This window comes from Yoonia sp. R2-816 (genome assembly GCF_046762905.1).
In the GTDB taxonomy this organism is placed as follows: domain Bacteria; phylum Pseudomonadota; class Alphaproteobacteria; order Rhodobacterales; family Rhodobacteraceae; genus Yoonia.
The window spans coordinates 201,903-218,997 of sequence record NZ_JBKQXN010000216.1 but is presented as its reverse complement, the minus strand read 5'-3'; the positions used below and the strand labels follow the sequence as shown (position 1 = coordinate 218,997).

18 protein-coding genes are annotated in these 17,095 nt (G+C 60.6%); 8 read left to right on the top strand and 10 right to left on the bottom strand.

Features of this window, described 5'->3' with window-relative positions:
- Positions 1-6 precede the first annotated feature (6 nt).
- The 4 genes from prfA (at position 7) to ACFWW2_RS15205 (ending at position 3,216) form a co-directional block, all read left to right on the top strand.
- The gene (gene prfA / locus ACFWW2_RS15220) at positions 7-1,062 is read left to right on the top strand and encodes a peptide chain release factor 1 (protein WP_393929202.1); all 1,056 of its coding nucleotides are present in this window, start codon (positions 7-9) and stop codon (positions 1,060-1,062) included.
- Positions 1,059-1,925, top strand: coding sequence for a peptide chain release factor N(5)-glutamine methyltransferase (gene prmC / locus ACFWW2_RS15215; RefSeq protein WP_393929200.1), 867 nt, complete (start codon positions 1,059-1,061; stop codon positions 1,923-1,925). Before prfA ends, prmC begins: the two co-directional genes overlap by 4 nt.
- A gap of 203 nt (positions 1,926-2,128) precedes the next feature.
- Positions 2,129-2,668, top strand: coding sequence for a DUF4167 domain-containing protein (locus ACFWW2_RS15210; protein ID WP_393929198.1), 540 nt, complete (start codon positions 2,129-2,131; stop codon positions 2,666-2,668).
- A gap of 50 nt (positions 2,669-2,718) precedes the next feature.
- The gene (locus ACFWW2_RS15205; protein ID WP_393929196.1) at positions 2,719-3,216 is read left to right on the top strand and encodes a DNA topology modulation protein FlaR; all 498 of its coding nucleotides are present in this window, start codon (positions 2,719-2,721) and stop codon (positions 3,214-3,216) included.
- Positions 3,217-3,248: 32 nt separating this feature from the next.
- Here ACFWW2_RS15205 and rsmA read toward each other — a convergent pair whose 3' ends face one another.
- The 6 genes from rsmA to lptF are packed head-to-tail and all read right to left on the bottom strand — an operon-like array spanning position 3,249 to position 10,582.
- The gene (rsmA, locus tag ACFWW2_RS15200; RefSeq protein ID WP_393929194.1) at positions 3,249-4,085 is read right to left on the bottom strand and encodes a 16S rRNA (adenine(1518)-N(6)/adenine(1519)-N(6))-dimethyltransferase RsmA; all 837 of its coding nucleotides are present in this window, start codon (positions 4,083-4,085) and stop codon (positions 3,249-3,251) included.
- The gene (pdxA, locus tag ACFWW2_RS15195) at positions 4,082-5,047 is read right to left on the bottom strand and encodes a 4-hydroxythreonine-4-phosphate dehydrogenase PdxA (protein ID WP_393929192.1); all 966 of its coding nucleotides are present in this window, start codon (positions 5,045-5,047) and stop codon (positions 4,082-4,084) included. The genes rsmA and pdxA overlap by 4 nt, the downstream gene beginning before the upstream one ends.
- Positions 5,044-6,279, bottom strand: coding sequence for a peptidylprolyl isomerase (locus tag ACFWW2_RS15190; protein WP_393929190.1), 1,236 nt, complete (start codon positions 6,277-6,279; stop codon positions 5,044-5,046). The genes pdxA and ACFWW2_RS15190 overlap by 4 nt, the downstream gene beginning before the upstream one ends.
- Positions 6,280-6,288: 9 nt before the next feature.
- Complete coding sequence (locus ACFWW2_RS15185; protein WP_393929188.1) at positions 6,289-8,385, bottom strand: LPS-assembly protein LptD; 2,097 nt, start codon at positions 8,383-8,385, stop codon at positions 6,289-6,291.
- Positions 8,385-9,476 (bottom strand): LPS export ABC transporter permease LptG, encoded by a 1,092-nt coding sequence (gene lptG / locus ACFWW2_RS15180; protein ID WP_393929186.1) that lies wholly within the window; start codon positions 9,474-9,476, stop codon positions 8,385-8,387. The genes ACFWW2_RS15185 and lptG overlap by 1 nt, the downstream gene beginning before the upstream one ends.
- On the bottom strand, positions 9,473-10,582 hold the full coding sequence (lptF, locus tag ACFWW2_RS15175; protein WP_393929184.1) for an LPS export ABC transporter permease LptF: 1,110 nt from the start codon (positions 10,580-10,582) through the stop codon (positions 9,473-9,475). Before lptF ends, lptG begins: the two co-directional genes overlap by 4 nt.
- A gap of 157 nt (positions 10,583-10,739) precedes the next feature.
- On the opposite strand from lptF, the gene ACFWW2_RS15170 reads away from it, so the two are divergent.
- From ACFWW2_RS15170 to ACFWW2_RS15160, 3 genes are all read left to right on the top strand, one after another.
- Positions 10,740-12,203 carry a leucyl aminopeptidase gene (locus ACFWW2_RS15170; RefSeq protein ID WP_393929182.1) on the top strand — a complete coding sequence of 488 codons (1,464 nt, stop codon included), beginning with the start codon at positions 10,740-10,742 and terminating at the stop codon, positions 12,201-12,203.
- A complete protein-coding gene (locus ACFWW2_RS15165) occupies positions 12,204-12,662 on the top strand; it encodes a DNA polymerase III subunit chi (protein ID WP_393929180.1) in 459 nt (152 codons plus the stop codon). It abuts the gene before it with no gap.
- A 171-nt stretch (positions 12,663-12,833) separates the two neighbouring features.
- Positions 12,834-14,129: a PQQ-dependent sugar dehydrogenase gene (locus ACFWW2_RS15160; protein WP_393929178.1), complete on the top strand. Its 1,296-nt coding sequence runs from the start codon at positions 12,834-12,836 to the stop codon at positions 14,127-14,129.
- Between the two features lie 67 nt (positions 14,130-14,196).
- Here the strand turns inward: ACFWW2_RS15160 and ACFWW2_RS15155 are convergent, their stop codons facing one another.
- Positions 14,197-14,748, bottom strand: coding sequence for a TetR/AcrR family transcriptional regulator (locus ACFWW2_RS15155; protein WP_393929176.1), 552 nt, complete (start codon positions 14,746-14,748; stop codon positions 14,197-14,199).
- Between the two features lie 75 nt (positions 14,749-14,823).
- On the opposite strand from ACFWW2_RS15155, the gene ACFWW2_RS15150 reads away from it, so the two are divergent.
- Positions 14,824-15,681, top strand: coding sequence for an alpha/beta fold hydrolase (locus ACFWW2_RS15150; RefSeq protein ID WP_393929174.1), 858 nt, complete (start codon positions 14,824-14,826; stop codon positions 15,679-15,681).
- Here the strand turns inward: ACFWW2_RS15150 and ACFWW2_RS15145 are convergent.
- Genes ACFWW2_RS15145 through ACFWW2_RS15135 form a run of 3 tightly spaced genes read right to left on the bottom strand, consistent with a single transcriptional unit; the run spans position 15,678 to position 17,015 of the window.
- Positions 15,678-15,794: a DNA polymerase III subunit chi gene (locus ACFWW2_RS15145; protein ID WP_393929172.1), complete on the bottom strand. Its 117-nt coding sequence runs from the start codon at positions 15,792-15,794 to the stop codon at positions 15,678-15,680. The two genes, ACFWW2_RS15150 and ACFWW2_RS15145, sit on opposite strands and share 4 nt — an antisense overlap.
- A complete protein-coding gene (locus ACFWW2_RS15140) occupies positions 15,791-16,369 on the bottom strand; it encodes a TIGR02281 family clan AA aspartic protease (protein WP_393929170.1) in 579 nt (192 codons plus the stop codon). Before ACFWW2_RS15140 ends, ACFWW2_RS15145 begins: the two co-directional genes overlap by 4 nt.
- Before the next feature lie 16 nt (positions 16,370-16,385).
- A complete protein-coding gene (locus ACFWW2_RS15135; RefSeq protein WP_393929168.1) occupies positions 16,386-17,015 on the bottom strand; it encodes a MarC family protein in 630 nt (209 codons plus the stop codon).
- Between the last annotated feature and the right edge of the window lie 80 nt (positions 17,016-17,095).

The window sequence follows — 17,095 nt, the reverse complement described above, 5'->3', positions numbered from 1 at the left end:
TGCCCTATGATAGCGCCTGAAAAAATCGAACAGATCATTGACCGTTTCCAGTTTCTGGAGGCGAAGATGGCTGATGGCGCGGCAGGGTCCGAGATTGCCGCGTTGGGCCGCGAATATGCCGAATTGCGCCCCGTGGTGGAGACCGTGACGGCCTACAAGGATCTGGTTAGCCAGATCGCCGATGCCGAGGCGATGCTGGCCGACCCGGAGATGAAGGAACTGGCCGAGGCGGAACTGCCGGAGTTGAAGGCGCAACTGGAAGCGTCTGAGCATGATGTCCAACTGGCGCTGTTGCCAAAAGATGTGGCCGATGCCCGTCCGGCCTTGCTGGAAATTCGGCCCGGCACTGGCGGTGATGAGGCGTCGCTTTTCGCGGCTGATCTGCTGCGGATGTATCAGCGCTATGCCGAAAAGCAGGGCTGGCGATTTGAAATCCTGGAAGAAAGCCTGACAGAGTTGGGCGGTATCAAGGAAGTTGTCGCGCGGATTGCGGGCGATGGTGTCTTTGCCAGGATGAAATACGAAAGCGGTGTGCATCGCGTCCAGCGCGTGCCGGAAACGGAAAGCGGGGGGCGTATTCATACCTCTGCCGCGACCGTTGCGGTGCTGCCGGAGGCAGAGGATGTCGATATCGAGATCAACCCGGCTAACATCCGGATTGATACGATGCGGGCGTCCGGGTCGGGTGGCCAGCATGTCAACACGACCGACTCAGCGGTGCGTATCCTACATGAGCCGACGGGGATCATCGTGGTCAGTTCCGAAAAATCGCAGCATCGCAACCGCGAGATTGCGATGCAGGTCCTGAAAACCCGGCTGTTTGATCTGGAACGTCAGCGGGTCGATAGTGAGCGCTCTGCCGATCGGAAATCGCAGGTGGGGTCTGGCGACCGGTCGGAGCGTATTCGCACCTATAACTTTCCGCAGGGCAGAATGACGGATCATCGCATCAATCTGACCCTGTATTCGCTGGGACAGGTGATGCAGGGCGATCTGGATGAGGTTATCAACGCATTGCAAGCCGATGCGCAGGCCACGCTGTTGGCCGAGATGGGCGCGTGACCCGTCCGCTGACAGGCAGCCAGATGCTGCTTGCAGCGACCAAAACCCTGAGTGATGCCGGTGTGCCGGATGCGGCGCGTGATGCGCGCAAGCTATTTGCCTATGCGTCAGGGGTCGAGGCATGGCGGCTGACCCTGACCTTGCCCGAACCTGTGACCGACGAGGTGCGAGACCGGTTTGATCTGCTGATTTCGCGCCGTGCCGCCCGCGAGCCTGTGTCCCACCTGATCGGCACGCGAGAGTTTTATGGTCGCAGTTTTGAGGTCACAGCAGATGTGCTTGATCCGCGTCCTGAAACCGAAACACTGATCGACGCGGCGTTGCGCAATAACTTTGCTCGGGTTCTCGATCTTGGCACTGGGTCGGGCTGCATTCTGGTAACGCTTCTGGCCGAGATGCCCCATGCGATTGGTGTGGGGGGTGATGTCTCTGCCGCCGCGCTGGCGATCGCCGAGCGGAATGCCCGCCGTCATGGTGTCGATGATCGTGCCACATTTGTGCAAAGCGACTGGATGGCGTCCATTCCGCAGCCCTTTGATCTGATCGTGTCGAACCCGCCTTACATTGCGGCGGATGAAATGGCCGACCTGTCGCCCGAAGTGCGCGGGTTTGAGCCGCGCATGGCGCTGACGGATGAGGGTGATGGGTTGTCGGCCTATCGGGCGATCATCGCGCAGGCAATCCCGGCCTTGATGCCGGGCGCATCGCTTTTGCTTGAAATCGGCCCGACACAGGGACATGCGGTGGGGCAACTGATGCGGGATGCCGATTTGCGGAACGTGACGGTCATTCCCGATCTGGACGGGCGGGACCGGGTGGTCGCGGGCCAAATGGTGGGATTTGACGCGGCAACCCGCCGATAAGTGGCAAAAACCTGCATTTCGACCAATTTATGCTTGTCTTGCGTGGCCTGCCATGCTTATTCAATGGCATCAGCAGGAACGAGGGCCGTTCGGACCTCTCCGCCGATTTGCCGCCAAAACATCGCAAGGCCATATTTTTGAGACACGCATAAGGCGTGATGCACGGTCAGCGAAACGACAGCCAAAGGCTTGAAAGCATATCAATGAGATCATCGAAGTCACGGTCGCGGAATAAGAACCGCAACAACCGACCCTCGGGCGGGAATATCATCAACCGGGTGTTTGACAGCTCGGGTCCTGATGGCAAGGTGCGCGGCACCCCGCAACAGATCATCGAGAAGTATAATCAGTTGCACCGCGATGCGTTTTTGTCGGGTGACCGGGTGGATGCCGAAAACTTTGCCCAGCATGCCGAGCACTACACAAGGATGCTGGCCGAGGCGCAGCGCGAGGTGGATGCCAAGCGCGAAGAGCAGGAAGAACAGAACCGTCAGCGTCAGGCCGAACGTGATCGCGAACGCAATGAACGCCTGAAAGCACAGGAAGCCGCGGCCAATGACCCGTCCGCGATGGATCAGCCAGCAGTTGATATCCCCGAGCAGGATAGCGGTCTGGTGGAAACGCCGGAAGAAAAACCCAAGCCGCAGCGGGCCCGCAAGCCACGCCCGCCACGCAAGCCGCGTCCGAACCCCGATGAGGGGGACAACCCGGGGGGTGACAGCGCCCCAGAGGCCGCAGAGTGATAGATCAGCCCTCCGATTTCGGGGGGCTTTCTTTTTGCAGGGTGGTGGTTGTGGGAGCCAATGGCGCGGGCAAGACCTGGTTTGCGCGGCGGCTGTCGGATCGCATGGGCGCGTCGGTGATCTGTAAGGATGCTTTGGCTTTGAAGACTGGTTGGGTCCAGCGCGCCCGCGCCGATGTACGGGCCGACATTGTTGATCGCATTTCGGCGGAGCGTTGGGTGCTAGAGGGCGGGCCATCGGTGTTAATTCCAGAGGTTCTGGCGCGAGCCGGACTGGTGATCTGGCTGGATATATCGGCCGGTTTGCGATTCTGGCGGATTATACGCCGTAGCCTGCGCTATGCCGGTCGTGTGCGCTCGGAACATCCGCCGGGCAATCGTGACTGGCCCGGTTTGCGGCAGTGGCGGTTTGCCTGGGGCGCGTTGACAGGCGGTGACCGGTTTCGCGGGGCGATTGAAGCGGGGTTGGATGGGGTGGTTATCCCGGTGGTGCGGCTCAGGACGCGGGTGGAGGTTGTCGACTGGCTTAACGCTCATCCCGGCGGCTGAGTATGAGGTCCCGGATCAGGTCCGGGACGGTGTCAAGCGAGACTGCGTGCGAGGGCGCAAAATTCCTCAAGCCCGACCTGTTCGGCCCGTTCGGTGGGTTTGATCCCCACGACGGTCAGGTGATCCTCGATCTCCGGGCTTACGGATTTGAGTGCCGAGCGCAGCATCTTGCGCCGCTGGTTGAAGGCGGCGGCCACGACTGTGTTCAGTATTCCGGGGTCAGCCGGATAACGAGGCGCGGGTAGGGCGGTCAGATGGACCACGGCAGAGCTGACCTTGGGCGGGGGGGTGAACGCCTCTGGAGGGAGTTCCATGACGATCTGCGCGTCGGCGCGCCATTGCGCCAGCAGAGCGAGCCGCCCGTAGGCTTTGCTGCCCGGTATCGCCACGATCCTCTGTGCCACTTCGCGCTGAAACATCAGTGTCAGGCTGTCCCAGAACGGGGGCCATTCCGGCGGTGTCAGCCAGCGCACGAGAAGTTCGGTACCGACATTGTAGGGCAGGTTGGCTGCGATCTTGATCGGTTTGGTCAGATGGTCGAGCGGGTTGACGGTGAGCGCGTCGCCATTGATGACCTGCAGCCGCCCCGGATAGGCGTTGGCGATTTCGGCAAGGGCCGGCATGCAGCGCGGGTCCTTTTCGATGGCCAGCACCTTGCGCGCGCCCTCGGCCAAAAGCCCACGCGTGAGCCCGCCGGGACCGGGGCCGATTTCGAGGATGTCCGCTTGCGTCAGATCCCCCGCCAATCGCGCGATCTTGGCTGTCAGATTGAGGTCGAGCAGGAAATTCTGCCCCAGCGATTTCTTGGCGGCCAGATCGTGTTTCGCAATCACCTCGCGCAGGGGAGGCAGCGCGTCGATCCCGCTCATCCGCGTGCTTGTGCCATTTCGGCGGCCATGCGCAGCGCTGCGATCATTGAGGTTGGATCAGCAACCCCCTTGCCCGCGATGTCGAAAGCCGTGCCGTGATCGGGCGAGGTGCGGATAAACGGCAGCCCAAGCGTGACATTGACCCCGCCTGAAAAATCCAGCGTCTTGATCGGGATCAGCGCCTGATCGTGATACATGCAGACGGCCACATCATAGGTTTCGCGCGCGCTTGCGTGAAACATGGTGTCGGCGGAAAGCGGGCCAGTGATATCCATCCCCTTGGCCCGTAGCGTGGTCAGGAGTGGCGAGATCAGGTCAATCTCTTCGCTGCCCATCTTGCCGCTTTCGCCAGCATGGGGGTTGAGACCGGCCACCGCAATGCGTGGGTTGGCGATGCCGAAATCCTTTTGCAGCGCCTGATGTGTGATCTGAAGCGTGTCGGACAGCAGTGCTTCGGTCAGTTCGGTCGCAACGGCGGATAGCGGGATATGAATGGTTGCCGGAACCACCTTCAAAGCATCGCAAGCCAGCATCATGACCACCCGGTCAGTTTCAGCGAGTGCCGCCAGATATTCGGTGTGGCCGGGGTAGGAAAAACCGATACCGTCAATGAGCGCGGCCTTGTGAATGGGGGCGGTGCACAGTGCACTGGCTTGATTGTTCACGACGAGTTCGACACCGGTCCGGATGGCGTCGATCACACCCTGCGCATGTGCCGGATTGGCCATGCCGGGTGTGGCGGCAGAGCCGAAGTTTTGCACAAGAACCGGCAAGGCGTGACGTACGATTGCTTTGGCGTCCGCAGCCTTGCCCACGGGCTGAAACGGTGTGCCGGTTGGCAGGTGCGATGGATCGCCGATCCAGACAAGCGGCAGTTCATCCTTGAGCGCCTGCCATGCGGCGACGGCGATTTCAGGCCCGATCCCGGCGGGTTCCCCGCAGCTGATTGCGACAGGTTTCATCGGAATGTGATCACGGCAGAGGAGCGCAAGTCTTCGAGCAGGGCATCTGCAAAACCGGCAAGCCGCTGGCCGCGGATCTGGTTGCGCACCGCATCCGGATCAGCCTCGCCCTGACCGGCGGCGGTGCGTCCACATAGCATGAGGAAAACCAGTGTTTGCCCGTTGTTGCGGGTCAGGTTGTAGGACGCTTCGCCGGGATCAAGCCGGGCAAGCTCAAGCGCCACGTCCTGCGGGATTTCGGATGGGGCCACATCGCTGCGGTCCAGCACCTCTGCCGGTTGGTTCCGAGCGATCCCATAAAGGTCATCGCAGGTATCCACGCTGGCGGCAATCTGGGCGGCGGTGCGCAAGCCGGCGTCTGATTGGCCACCGGGGATGTAGTAGGCCGCATAGTCAATGCTGGCAGGTGAGGCGACGGTCTGTGCGACCTCGCGTACCCCACGCATCTGAAACAGTGCTACGCCATTGGTGATGTTGATCGGATCGGTGACTTCGCCAGGCCGTAGATCCAGCAACAAGCCCCGCAATTGTGGCGGGTAGTTGGTGATTGGCAACCAGCCGAGCCGTCCACCCTGATCGCGCGATGGCAGGGCAGAAACTTCGCGTGCTGCGGCTTCGAACGCGCCGAAGGAGCGCAGTCGCGAAATCCGTTCAGCGGCGGCTTGCGCCTGTCGTGCCCGGTTTGGCGGGGCCGGAATGATGATTTCGGACAAGAGTACTTCGATCGCGGTGGTGCTGTTGCCGCGCCCTGCGATAGCCCGTTCCACATCAGCATCGGTGATGGTGACCTGCCTGCTGAAGCGGCTGCGAATATAGTCGCGCCAGCTGATCCCGATCTCAACAAAGTCGCGCAAGGTTTGGAAATCTATGCCATTTTGCTGCAGGACCCGTGTGAATTGATCGAGATCCTGATTGGCCCGCCCGGCGAATTCCTCAAGTGCTGTATTCAGCGCCTCTTCGGTCAGGACCAGCCCGACACGGTCAAGCTCCTGCTGTTTCAGCCGATCCTCGATCAACCCATCGCGGGCCTGTTGGTCGAGGTCACCGGGCGTGCGGAACAACTCCAGCAAACGTTTGCGTTGGTCGATCTCGTACTGGCTGATCGCCCGTTCATTGACCGTGATGGCCGGGGCGAATTGCCCTTGGGCGCCAGCGGTGCCTGCAAGGGCAAAACCCAGCATCAGGGCCAAAAGCGTGGCAAGTGACAAACGTGCGCGCATGCGGTTCCTCATCTTCTTCGTTCAGTTCGTGCAACGGGCTGCGGGGCGGCCCCCGGACCGGCCTGCGGAGAACCCGCTGATCGACCCGCTGAGCCCGAATGATGTTGTCGGGTCTACCGTAGTGGAAGACGTGTACCTGCGCGAGGCGGAAACGTCGATGGTCACGCATTCGTTGCGCCATTCCAGCCCGATCCCGCCGCGTACCGGCCGGTCGGCGGCCACGTCATAGCGCGCATCGAGGCTAAGCGACCACGCCTGACTGAGTTCGAAAGCTGCATCAAGCGTCCATTCCGATACCGTGTCGGGTCGGTTTTCCGCGGCATCCTTGGCCTGCCAGATATAGGCGGCGGAGAGCGAAACCGTTTCGTTTTGCCAGCGGATCAGGCTGGCGGCCCGTGTGGGTTCCAGATTGTCGTCGAACAGCGTCCGCGCGTCGAACGCGAACCCGTCGGGGATCTGCAATTGCCCGACCACAACCCAATCGGATTGGTTGTTGGCCAGCCCTGATGACCGGGTGAAATCGGCGTTGTCTTCGGTGCGTGAGACTCGCCCGAATGTTAGGGTTGAGATTGTGCCCGCAGATCCGGTACGTGTCCAAGTCACACCCGCTGCGACTTGTCCGCCGGTCTCAACCGCGTCCTCGCCAGCGAAGCGCGAGATTGAGAACAGGTTGGCCTGATCGAATTCGCTGCGCGTGCTGTCCTCATTCGGGGGGATATCGCCGAACTGATCTGATCCGGCGATCAATACAGTTGGTTCGATCAGATGCGACGTGCCGGTATCGGTGGTCATCGCCCAGGGCCAGCGCAAGGTCACGCCGACATGTGGCACGATCCGCAGGTTGGTATCTTCGAATGCCGTGTCGTCCTGCACGTCGTAGATATCGGCCCGGACGCCTGTTTGCCATTCGCCGACGATGCCGTAGCCCAGCAGCCGGTCCTGTTGCCACACCGCGCGCGCGCCAGCACGGGTGACATCCCGACCCGCATCCCCATTGGTGTCGCTATAGCGATATGCGGCGTCAAGGCTGGCCCCAAGCGTCAGCGTGCCGCCGAATGTGGGGCGGGTCCGCGTTTCATAGCTAAGATCGGCCACGATGGGGGGCAGGGACGAATTGTCTTCGTCGTCGCGCAGCGTCTGGTAATAGGTCAGATTGACCTGGGTCAGCGTGCTGTCGGTGACCCGCAGCAGCCCGATGGCGCTGTCCAGACGGTCCTTGCCCGAATAGCCGTAATCCAGCAGATACGCCCGGTCGCTGACCGCTTCGATATCAAAACTCAGCTGGTAGTCGCCAGACAGCCTGAATGTCCCTTCGGCGAAGATATATGACCGGTTTTCGTCTTCGAGTGTGTCATCGCTGACCGCCCCTTCGGCCCGGAAAGTCCCGTTCACAAAGGCCTGCCGATAGATCAGTTCCAGTGTCCGGGTTTCGGGTGAGAGATACGGCGTGACGGTGATATCCCGGTGATCCCCGAGCGTGATGAAATAGGGGACTTTGATCCCTGTTCCGAGTTGCGTCGTGTTGGCCTGTTCTGGGATCAGGAGACCCGTGGCCCGTTCCAGATTTGGGTCCGGCAGGCGCATGCGCGGGATCCATGCCACAGGCACGTCGCGGATCAGGAAGGTCGCGTTTTCGAAATAGAGCTGTTGCTCGGTTTGATCATGGATGACCCGTTCGGCGCGGATGCTCCAGATGGGCGGCCGGTTGCCGCAAACAGCGCAGGATGATGCGACGGTGCGATAAAGTTGCGAGTATCGCCCATTGCGCCGGTCGAGTTGGTTGGCCGCGACCTGCAGTTGTTGATCCAGTACCAGTCGCGCCCCTTGCAGAACGCCGTTTTCAAGCTGGGGATCAAGGCTGGCCTGATCAGCCGTTAAAAGCGTGCCGTCAGCGGCCTGAAGAACAATCGGCCCTTCGATTGTGAGTTGGTCGGTGGTCTGGTCATAGATGATCCGGCTGGCGCGTAGCCTGTTGCCTTCGTACAGCACCTCGATATTGCCGCTGGCGATCAGTTGATCCTGACCGTTCAGGGTCACGTTGTCGGCCACCAAGGTCGCAGCCCCTTGCGACAGCGCCAACGTGGGCAGCAGCATCAGCAGAAGAGCGAGGATGCGCATTATCCGTCCTCGTTATGCAGAAGAAAGCCGAGCGACAGGGCGATGGCCGCAAGGGGCGGTGCCCAGGCGGCGAGCACCGCGGGCAGTTGACCGTTTTCGCCGAGGATTTGCGCGAAGTTGCGGATAAAATAGATCACGAAGGCCAGAATGATCGCAAAAAGCACCATCAGCCCGGTCCGCCCGCCGCGCTGGTGGCGCAGGGTGAAGCTCGCCCCGATCATGACCATCGATACCAGAAATGCGGGCAGTGCCAGTTCGGTGTGAAACCAGACCAGATGCCGCTGGGCGGAGAAACCTGCCGTGCGCAGCCGGTCGATAAAGGCTGGCAGTTCCCAGATCGGGATGGATGCGGGCGTGCCGAAACTGTCCCTGATCTGATCGGGGGTCAGGCTGGAGGGGATTGTGAGCGTGTCGTGCAACGTCGCCGAAGCTTCGGGTGTCTGTTCCCCATCCAGTTCCCAGAGTTTAGCGCTGGCCAATGTCCATGCGCCATCATTCAGGATGGCGCTGGTTGCGTCGACCCGCTGCACCAGCCCACCCTCTGGTGTGAATTTGATGAAGGTGACTTCGTTCAGGGCGGTGCCATCAAGATTTGCGCTTTGCGCCCGGATCACTGTCTGGCCCTCCCGGTTGCCCTGCCGCAGCCAAAGGCCGGAGGAGCCAATCGACAGGACCGAACTTTCGCCCTTGAGCGCGCCGCTGCGCGCCTCAAACTGTTTGAGTGTACCAGCCACGATAGGGTTGAAGATGGCCACCGACACAAGCCCGATCATCAATGCCACCAGCAGCGGCGCCCATAGGGCCCGCAGCGCCGAACGCCCAGCTGCCCGGGTCACAACCATTTCCGACGACCGAGCAAGGCTGAGAAAGAGCGCGATGGCCGTCAGGATCATGATCAACGGCATGATCCGATAGATCCCTTGCGGGACATTGAGCAGGGTCAGTGCAAAAACCTCGACGAAGCTGGCGTCATTTGCATAGCGCCGCAATTGTTCGACAAGGTCGATGAATACCAGCATCAGAAGAAATACAGCGAAGATGCCCAGAAAGGTCATCAGGAAGCGCCGGGCAAAGTAACGGTGCAGGATCATGATGGTACGCTGTCCCTGATCCGGCGTTTGAACAAAGACGGCCTGCTGGCGGCAAAAAGCAGGCACCAGACGATGAAGAAGCCCGCAATACTTGGCAGATAAGTGGCAAACCACAGGTTTTCATTGGTTCGCGCCGCGTTGAGGCCAGCGGTTTCGATGCCCTTGACCACGATGATCAGGAATATCGCCGCAACGATTTGCCGCCAGACGCCAAAGCGGCTGAAGCCGCCGATAAGCAGCGTGGCAAAGCCAAGTAGGGCTGCGACCGTGCCAAGGATCGACTGGCTGAACCGGTCATGCCCGCGCGACAACAGGCGTGCAGCGCTGTTCCCCGTCTCTTCCTCTAGCGCGGGCGTTGGGTTCAGCAGCTCCCATGTGGGAACCTGCGAGGCCCGCCGCCCGCGGCTGGTGCCGGTAGTGATCAGGCTGCCGATATTGTAGGCAAAATCGTCGAAGGACGTCGTGAACAACCGTTGGTCGGCAGTCCGCAGGGTTTGTGCCATGCCGTCCACCATCACCAATTGGGTGTCGTCCCCGTCGCGGACCAGATAGGCCTGAGCCGCCGTATAGGTCACTTCCTCATCAGGGTTGCGCGTGTCGGACAGAAAGATGTTCAACAACTCACCCGCCGGTGTGATTTCACGGACATAGAAGGTCACATTCTGGATCGGTTCAATGAACTGCCCCTCGGTCAGGAGCCGCGCTGTTGCGTTCTGGGCGATGTCGTTTTGTCGCTCTGCCAGCCGGGCGGTGCTGATGGGCACTAGGAAATGCATGAGAATGGACATCAGCAGCGCCACGATCAGTCCGAAGTAAAGGACCGGCCGTGCCAACCGGAAGGCGGAATATCCGGTGGCCTGTACGACGACCAGTTCGGATTCGGTTGTCATCCGGTTGGTCACGTAAATTGCCGCTGCAAAGGCTGCCAGCGGCAGCGCCAGCCGGATCACGGCGGGGAGTGTCAGCGCGGTGAATTCCAGAAAAACCCATGCTGACTGCCCGTCGGCAATCAGTTGGTCAAACAGGACGACGGCCCGATTGATCCAGTAGATCAGCACGAGGACAAGGCTGAAGAAGCCAAACAGCACCATCAGTTGCGACAGCATATACCTGTCAAATCGTCCCAATGCTGCATCCTTTGCCGATATGCCTGCCTGATTTGCGGCAAACTAGCCCATCCGCCAGATGGATTGAACAGCTATCTGGTCATTGCGCCGGGTGCGGGCTACCTATTGCGACAACCCATCAGAAAAAGGAGCCACCATGACCACGCCCATCGAAATTCAGTTCAAAGATGTCGATCTTGATGCCGTGGCCACCGCCGACGGTCTGGTAGCGGTATTTGTGGATGGCGATGGCAAGCTGGATGCGGGAGCGCGGAAGGTGAACACGCTGACCCGCAAGTCGCTGGCCCGTTTTGTGGAAAGCGAAGCCTTTGAAAAGGCATCACCGGGTGATGTGTCGCTGCTGTCCTATCCGGTGGGCATGGCCGCGACCGGTGTGTTGGTGGTCAAGCTGGGGCGTCGCCCGTCATCGCAGGAGGCCCGCAAGGCCGGTGCGCAGATCGCCAAGCGGTTGGGCGACAAATCGCTGCTGGTTCTAGCCGGGTCGATTGGCCGGGCGGATGAAATTGCGCTGGGTCTGATGCTGCGCGCCTATGATTTCGATACGCACAAGACCGGTGACAAATCCGGTCGCGGTGCGGTGACATGCATGGCCTCCAAGCCGGATGAGTTGCGCAAGGCGCCGTTGAAGGCCATTGCCGAAGGTGTGTTTTTTACCCGTGATCTGACCAATGAGCCTGCCAATATCCTGACCACCACCGATTTCGCCGACCGTCTGGCGGCCATGCGCGATCTGGGGCTTGAGGTCGAGGTGCTTGAGGAAAAGGACCTTGCCAAGCTGGGCATGCGCACCTTGCTGAGTGTCGGGCAGGGGTCGGTCAGCCCGTCTAAAGTTGTCGTCATGTCCTGGAATGGCGGCAAGAAGAAAGACGCCCCCTTTGCGCTGGTGGGCAAGGGCGTGGTGTTCGATACCGGGGGTATCAGCATCAAACCTGCCGCCGGCATGGAAGACATGACAATGGATATGGGTGGTGCCGGTGTTGTGGCCGGGGTCATGCGCACGCTCGCCCTGCGCAAGGCCAAGGCCAATGTCGTGGGCCTTGTGGGGATCGTGGAAAATATGCCCTCTGGTTCGGCCACCCGCCCGGGCGATGTCGTCACCTCGATGAAGGGCGATACGGTCGAGATCATCAATACCGATGCCGAGGGGCGTTTGGTACTGGCTGATGTGCTTTGGTACGCTCAGGACCGGTTCAAGCCTGCGGGGATGATCAATCTGGCGACCCTGACCGGTGCCATTCTGGTCGCTTTGGGCAACGAAAATGCCGGCGTGTTTTCCAACTCTGACGAATTGAGCGGTGATTTCATCAAGGCGGCGAAGGCCGAGGGCGAAGGCGCATGGCGCATGCCCATGGCCAAAGCCTATGACGCCCTGCTGAAATCGCGCATCGCGGATATGAAGAATGTGGGTGGCCGCAATGCGGGGTCGATCACAGCGGCCCAGTTCCTGCAGCGTTTCGTGAAAGATGACGTGCCTTGGTGCCATCTGGATATCGCCGGGGTGGCCAGTGTGAAATCCGAAACAGCACTGGCCCCTGCGGGAGCGACAGGCTGGGGTGTCATGGCGCTGAACCGTCTGGTGGCCGACAAGTACGAGGGCTAGATGGGCGCCGCCTATTTCTATCATCTGACCGACAGCCCGCTTGAGGCGACGCTGCCGATGCTGATTGGCAAGGCCCGTGGTGCGGGCTGGCGGGTGTTGGTGCGCGGGTCTGATCCCGCGTTGCTCAAACGCTTGGATGACGTGCTGTGGCAGGGGCCGGATGACGGCTTTCTGCCCCATGGCATGGCTGGCGGGCCGCATGATGCCGACCAGCCGGTGCTATTGGGTGATGTGCCAAGCGACGGTTTTGCATGTGTGATGAGCGTGGGTGGCGCGGATGTCAGCGCGGACGAAGTGACAGCGGTCGAACGTGTCTGCATCCTGTTTGATGGCCATGACGGGGCGGCGCTGGAGCATGCGCGGGGGCAGTGGAAAGCCCTGACCGATGCCGGATGCGCAGCCCAGTATTGGGCGCAGGACGGCGGGCGCTGGATTAAAAAGGCAGAGAAGGCCAGCTAAGGCGCGGGTTTATTTGCCCCTTGTCTGCAAGGCCGCTTGGCCGCGCCAACCCAATCAAAATACTTGATATTTTCCGGTTCGGGTTTATCGTTCGACTGTTGTCAGTTGACGTAGGGGAAATATGTACCTCGGCCTTTTAGGCCGATTGAACATTCTTTTGGGGAGGAAGTTATGCACGACCGATCAATCCAAAGACCTGCCGTCTGGCTTATGCCAATGGCCGCTGCCGCCGTCCTGACGGCTGCACCCGTACTTGTCGAAGCCGGGCCGAATACGACGAGTCTTCAGCATACTTATGTGCTGTCCGATCTCGAAAATCCGTGGGATATGGCGTTTCTTGACGATGGCACCATGTTCTTTACCGAAAAGTGCAAGGGGCTTTCCGTGCTGATGCCATCGGGTGAGGTCAATGCCCTGTTGGGCATGGATGGTAGCGAGGGTTACGGGACGACAGGGGATGACCTGTTCTGCGATGGGCAGGCCGGAATGAATGGTGTCGCCGTTGATCCGGATTTTGCCGACAATCGCCGGATCTATGTCTATTCGACCTCCAACCTGTCTGATCCACAGACCAACAGGCTGATGCTGTTGGTCGTGAACGAGGACTTCACCAATGTTTCGGATCGTACCGATATCGTTGATGATGTGCCTTACAAGACGGCGGCGACCGATCACCCGTTTGGTGACACCGGTGCCCATAATGGCGGTCGTGTGCGGTTCAATCCGGCGGATGGCTTCCTCTATCTGACCACGGGCGATACGCATAACGGGGAAGTGCCGCAAAGCCCCACGCTGATGGGCAGCAAGGTGCTGCGCATCGACACCGACGGCAATGCGGCCCCCGACAACGCGCCGCCCGACGGGTTTGATCCGCGCACCTATACCTATGGGCACCGCAACATTCAGGGCATCGCGTTCCACCCGGAAACCGGGGCGCCGATTGTGGCGGAGCACGGTCCTTGGCATTCGGATGAAATCACCGTGCTGCAAAATGGGGGCAATGCTGGATGGGACCCACGTCCGAACATGGCTGGACGCGGTGACTGCCCGGACAATTACTGCGGCTACATGCCAAACCAGATGGACGGGATGAATCGCTACGAGCGCGCATCTTTCATGCCAATGACCGACCTTGCCACTTATCCCGACGCCATGCCCCCGATCTGGGACAATAACGGCTGGTCGCAAGGCACATCGTCAGCCGCGTTCCTGGTTGGTGACCAGTGGGGCGATTGGAATGGCAATATGGTGGTTGGCATCATGGGGATCGGCTTTGGCGGTACCCCGATTGGTCAGCGGATTGATGTGATCGAACTGTCGGACGATGGACAGTCCGTCATCGACGTCACCGAGATGACCCTGCCAATGGAGGCCGGGCGCTTTCGTTCGGTCGTGCTGGGGCCCGATGGCAGCCTTTATGCCGCGGTGGACGAAGGCGAAATCCACAAGCTGACACCAGGCGGCTGATAACACCTGCCCACGCCGCGCTGCGCGGCGTGGGCGTTAGGCGGCGTCTGCATTTACCACGCGCCATCTAGGCCGCGGACAGGATCAGCGCAGGTAGACCGCGCAACACATCGGAATTGCGGGTCGCACGGGCGAGGGTCCAACCGCCCTGAATAGCAAGAAAGAGCCGCTGCGCGTCGGCGTCCGCCTGCGCGGGCGTTTCGCCCAGCCGGATCGCGTGGTCGCGGATGCGGGCCATCCAGGCATTGAAAATCTCTTTCAATGCCAGTTGAAAGGTCGCGTTTTCCGGGCCTTCCAGCAAGGTAGCCGAGACCGGGCATCCGATCTTGCCCTCCTGAATGTCAAAGAATTTCGCTAGCTTGTAGCATAGCGTCGTGGCCCCGTTTGCGTAATCCGTTGCCGGGCTGAACGAGTCGTCAATGATCCGCAGCATCTCGGTCGAGGCGATGTCAGCGGCGGCGAGGGCAAGGTCAGCCTTGCCGTTTGGGAAGTGATGATAAAGCGACCCCTTCGGCACGCCCGCCTCTTGCAGGATCTCGGCGACGCCGACCCCGTGAAATCCCTTTTGCTGGAACAGCAGCCCCGCTTTGAGGGCCAGTTTGGTACGCGTGTCTTTCATGAAGAAAGGGTATTGCACGATTAGACCGATCGGTCTACCGTCGCAATTAGACCAAACGGTCTAGGGGGGGTGACGATGAATATGCATGTCGATATCGGCCCGGAGCCACAGCGGTTCTATTCCGGCGGGCACAAGCTGCAGGGTCAGCTTTTCCTGCCCCCGGCACGTCCGCTGGCGGTGGCGGTTCTGAACCCGGCCACAGGTGTGCCGCAAAGCTATTACGCCGCATTTGCCCAATGGTTGGCCGCCGAAAAAGGGATTGCCTGCCTGACGTATGATTATCGCGACTTCGGGGCGTCGGCTCGCCGGGCGGCCCGCCTAAGCCGGGCCACAATGGTCGATTGGGGTGTGCATGATCAGCAGGCCGCCCGCGATCATCTGGCAGAGCTGTTCCCGGGCGCACCGCTTTGGGTGATTGGCCATTCGCTAGGCGGGTTGTTGTTATCATTTCAGCAGGGTCTGGACCGGATCGACCGGGTGATCACCGTGGCGAGCGGTCCTGTGCATTTCTCGGACCATCCGTTTCCGTATCGGGTTGAGGTGGGCGCCTTCTGGCATCTGATCGGCCCGCCGCTCACGAAACTTATGGGTTACGTGCCCGGGCGCCGCTTGGGTTATGGGTTCGATCTGCCTGCGGGCGTGTTCTGGCAATGGCGCCGGTGGTGCACATCGCGTGGGTTCTTTGCTGCCGATATCGGCCACCGGATGCCCATGCCGGACTGGAACGGGTTGAAGGCCGAGATGAAGGTGGTGGCGATCAAGGATGATGTCATGGTGCCGCCTGCAGCGGTGTGGCGGCTGATGCAGTTTTACCCGTGGGCCCGCAAGAAGCAGCTGGTTGTTGATCCGCGTGCGCATGGATTGCAGAAGATCGGCCATATCGGCCCATTTGCCACCCGCAACAAGGTGATCTGGGACGCGCTGATTGCCTAGTCGGGCGCGATGAAGAAGGCGAAGGTGGGGTCGAACCCTTCGGGTAGTTCCGGCGGGGTGGGGGTGCAGGCGGCCAGCAGGATCAAAGCGCAAAGGAGGCTGGCACCTTTCATCGGGTCAGCACCAGCCGGCCATTGGTGATTTCAATCCGGTCATAAAGCCCCAGATAGGTCATGCCCAAAAGCGAGCCTTCCATGTCGCCTTCATTGACAACCGCAGGCAGATTGCGGTCGAGGATATCGCCCATCGCCACGGTTTCAAGCTGCACCAGGGCGGTGCGCACGACACCGTTAGCGGTGCTGGCAGAACCGAAATAGTTGAGCGTGTCGGGATCAAGCCCGATCCGCGCGGCATCCCGCCGGGTCAGCACCACCTGGCTGGCCCCGGTATCAACCACGAAATCGACAGAGACGTCGTTGATATCGAGGGTCAGATAATAATGGCCATCACGGCTGCGTGGTACTTCGACGCGGGCATCGCCGATAAAGGTCTGGCGCCCGGTCACGTCATTGCTGATCTCGTCCCACAGCCCGTAGGCCCCCACGACACCGACAAAGATCAGAAGCCAGATCAGCGCCTGCTGGGCCATCTTGCCCAGATCATTGCGATTGGCGGCGATATAGGACCCGGCAATGGCCAGTCCCAAAAGGCCCAGATAGATGGTTTGCATGATCTGATCAGTGGTCATGGAAGTGATATAGGACCTATCCGCCGATCCCAAAACCCCGCAATCCGTCGAGAACGAATTGCACGGCCAAGGCGGCAAGCAACATCCCAAGCACGCGGGTAACGATGTTCAGCCCGGTCTTTCCCAGGGCACGCTCGATGGCGGGTGCGGCGAGAAAGGCCAGGAAAGTGATCAGCAGAACGGCCATCAGAACCCCGGCAATGGCCCCGAAATCAGCCGCGCCCTCGGCTTGACCCGCCAGCAGGATGATGGTCGTGATCGCCCCTGGTCCCACGATAAGCGGCAGGGCGAGAGGGAAGACGGACGGATCGTCGTGGTGTTCGGCCTGACCTTCGGCGGCGCTATCCTCGCGCCGGGCCTGCCGCCGCTGAAACAGCATGTCGAGGGCGGTGAGGAACAGCAGGATACCGCCCGCGATCCGGAACGCATCCATCGAGATACCGATGAAGCCCAAAACTGTTTCGCCAAGGAACAGGAACAGAATCATCAACACCGCCGATACGAGGCAGGCGCGGACCGCGATGGCGCGCCGTTGGGCGGCGGTCATGCCTTGTGTCAGCGCGATGAAGACGGGGGCCAACCCAGGCGGGTCCAGGATGATGAACATCGTGGTAAAGGCGGCGATGAGGGCAGGGAGTTCGGTCATGCGGTTCTGTCTGACAGGGGGTGGATCAAAATTCTAGAATTTTGATGCCTCCGGCGGGAGTATTTTTGGAAGAAAGAAGA

Excerpts from the sequence above, each read along its gene's own strand:
- prfA (WP_393929202.1), top strand. The coding sequence starts at position 7 with ATGATAGCGCCTGAAAAAATCGAACAGATCATTGACCGTTTCCAGTTT.
- ACFWW2_RS15210 (WP_393929198.1), top strand. The coding sequence starts at position 2,129 with ATGAGATCATCGAAGTCACGGTCGCGGAATAAGAACCGCAACAACCGA.
- rsmA (WP_393929194.1), bottom strand. The coding sequence starts at position 4,085 with ATGAGCGGGATCGACGCGCTGCCTCCCCTGCGCGAGGTGATTGCGAAA.
- pdxA (WP_393929192.1), bottom strand. The coding sequence starts at position 5,047 with ATGAAACCTGTCGCAATCAGCTGCGGGGAACCCGCCGGGATCGGGCCT.
- ACFWW2_RS15190 (WP_393929190.1), bottom strand. The coding sequence starts at position 6,279 with ATGAGGAACCGCATGCGCGCACGTTTGTCACTTGCCACGCTTTTGGCC.
- ACFWW2_RS15185 (WP_393929188.1), bottom strand. The coding sequence starts at position 8,385 with ATGCGCATCCTCGCTCTTCTGCTGATGCTGCTGCCCACGTTGGCGCTG.
- lptG (WP_393929186.1), bottom strand. The coding sequence starts at position 9,476 with ATGATCCTGCACCGTTACTTTGCCCGGCGCTTCCTGATGACCTTTCTG.
- lptF (WP_393929184.1), bottom strand. The coding sequence starts at position 10,582 with ATGCTGTCGCAACTGATGGTGCTGTTTGGCTTCTTCAGCCTTGTCCTC.
- ACFWW2_RS15170 (WP_393929182.1), top strand. The coding sequence starts at position 10,740 with ATGACCACGCCCATCGAAATTCAGTTCAAAGATGTCGATCTTGATGCC.
- ACFWW2_RS15165 (WP_393929180.1), top strand. The coding sequence starts at position 12,204 with ATGGGCGCCGCCTATTTCTATCATCTGACCGACAGCCCGCTTGAGGCG.
- ACFWW2_RS15160 (WP_393929178.1), top strand. The coding sequence starts at position 12,834 with ATGCACGACCGATCAATCCAAAGACCTGCCGTCTGGCTTATGCCAATG.
- ACFWW2_RS15155 (WP_393929176.1), bottom strand. The coding sequence starts at position 14,748 with ATGAAAGACACGCGTACCAAACTGGCCCTCAAAGCGGGGCTGCTGTTC.
- ACFWW2_RS15150 (WP_393929174.1), top strand. The coding sequence starts at position 14,824 with ATGAATATGCATGTCGATATCGGCCCGGAGCCACAGCGGTTCTATTCC.
- ACFWW2_RS15145 (WP_393929172.1), bottom strand. The coding sequence starts at position 15,794 with ATGAAAGGTGCCAGCCTCCTTTGCGCTTTGATCCTGCTGGCCGCCTGC.
- ACFWW2_RS15140 (WP_393929170.1), bottom strand. The coding sequence starts at position 16,369 with ATGACCACTGATCAGATCATGCAAACCATCTATCTGGGCCTTTTGGGA.
- ACFWW2_RS15135 (WP_393929168.1), bottom strand. The coding sequence starts at position 17,015 with ATGACCGAACTCCCTGCCCTCATCGCCGCCTTTACCACGATGTTCATC.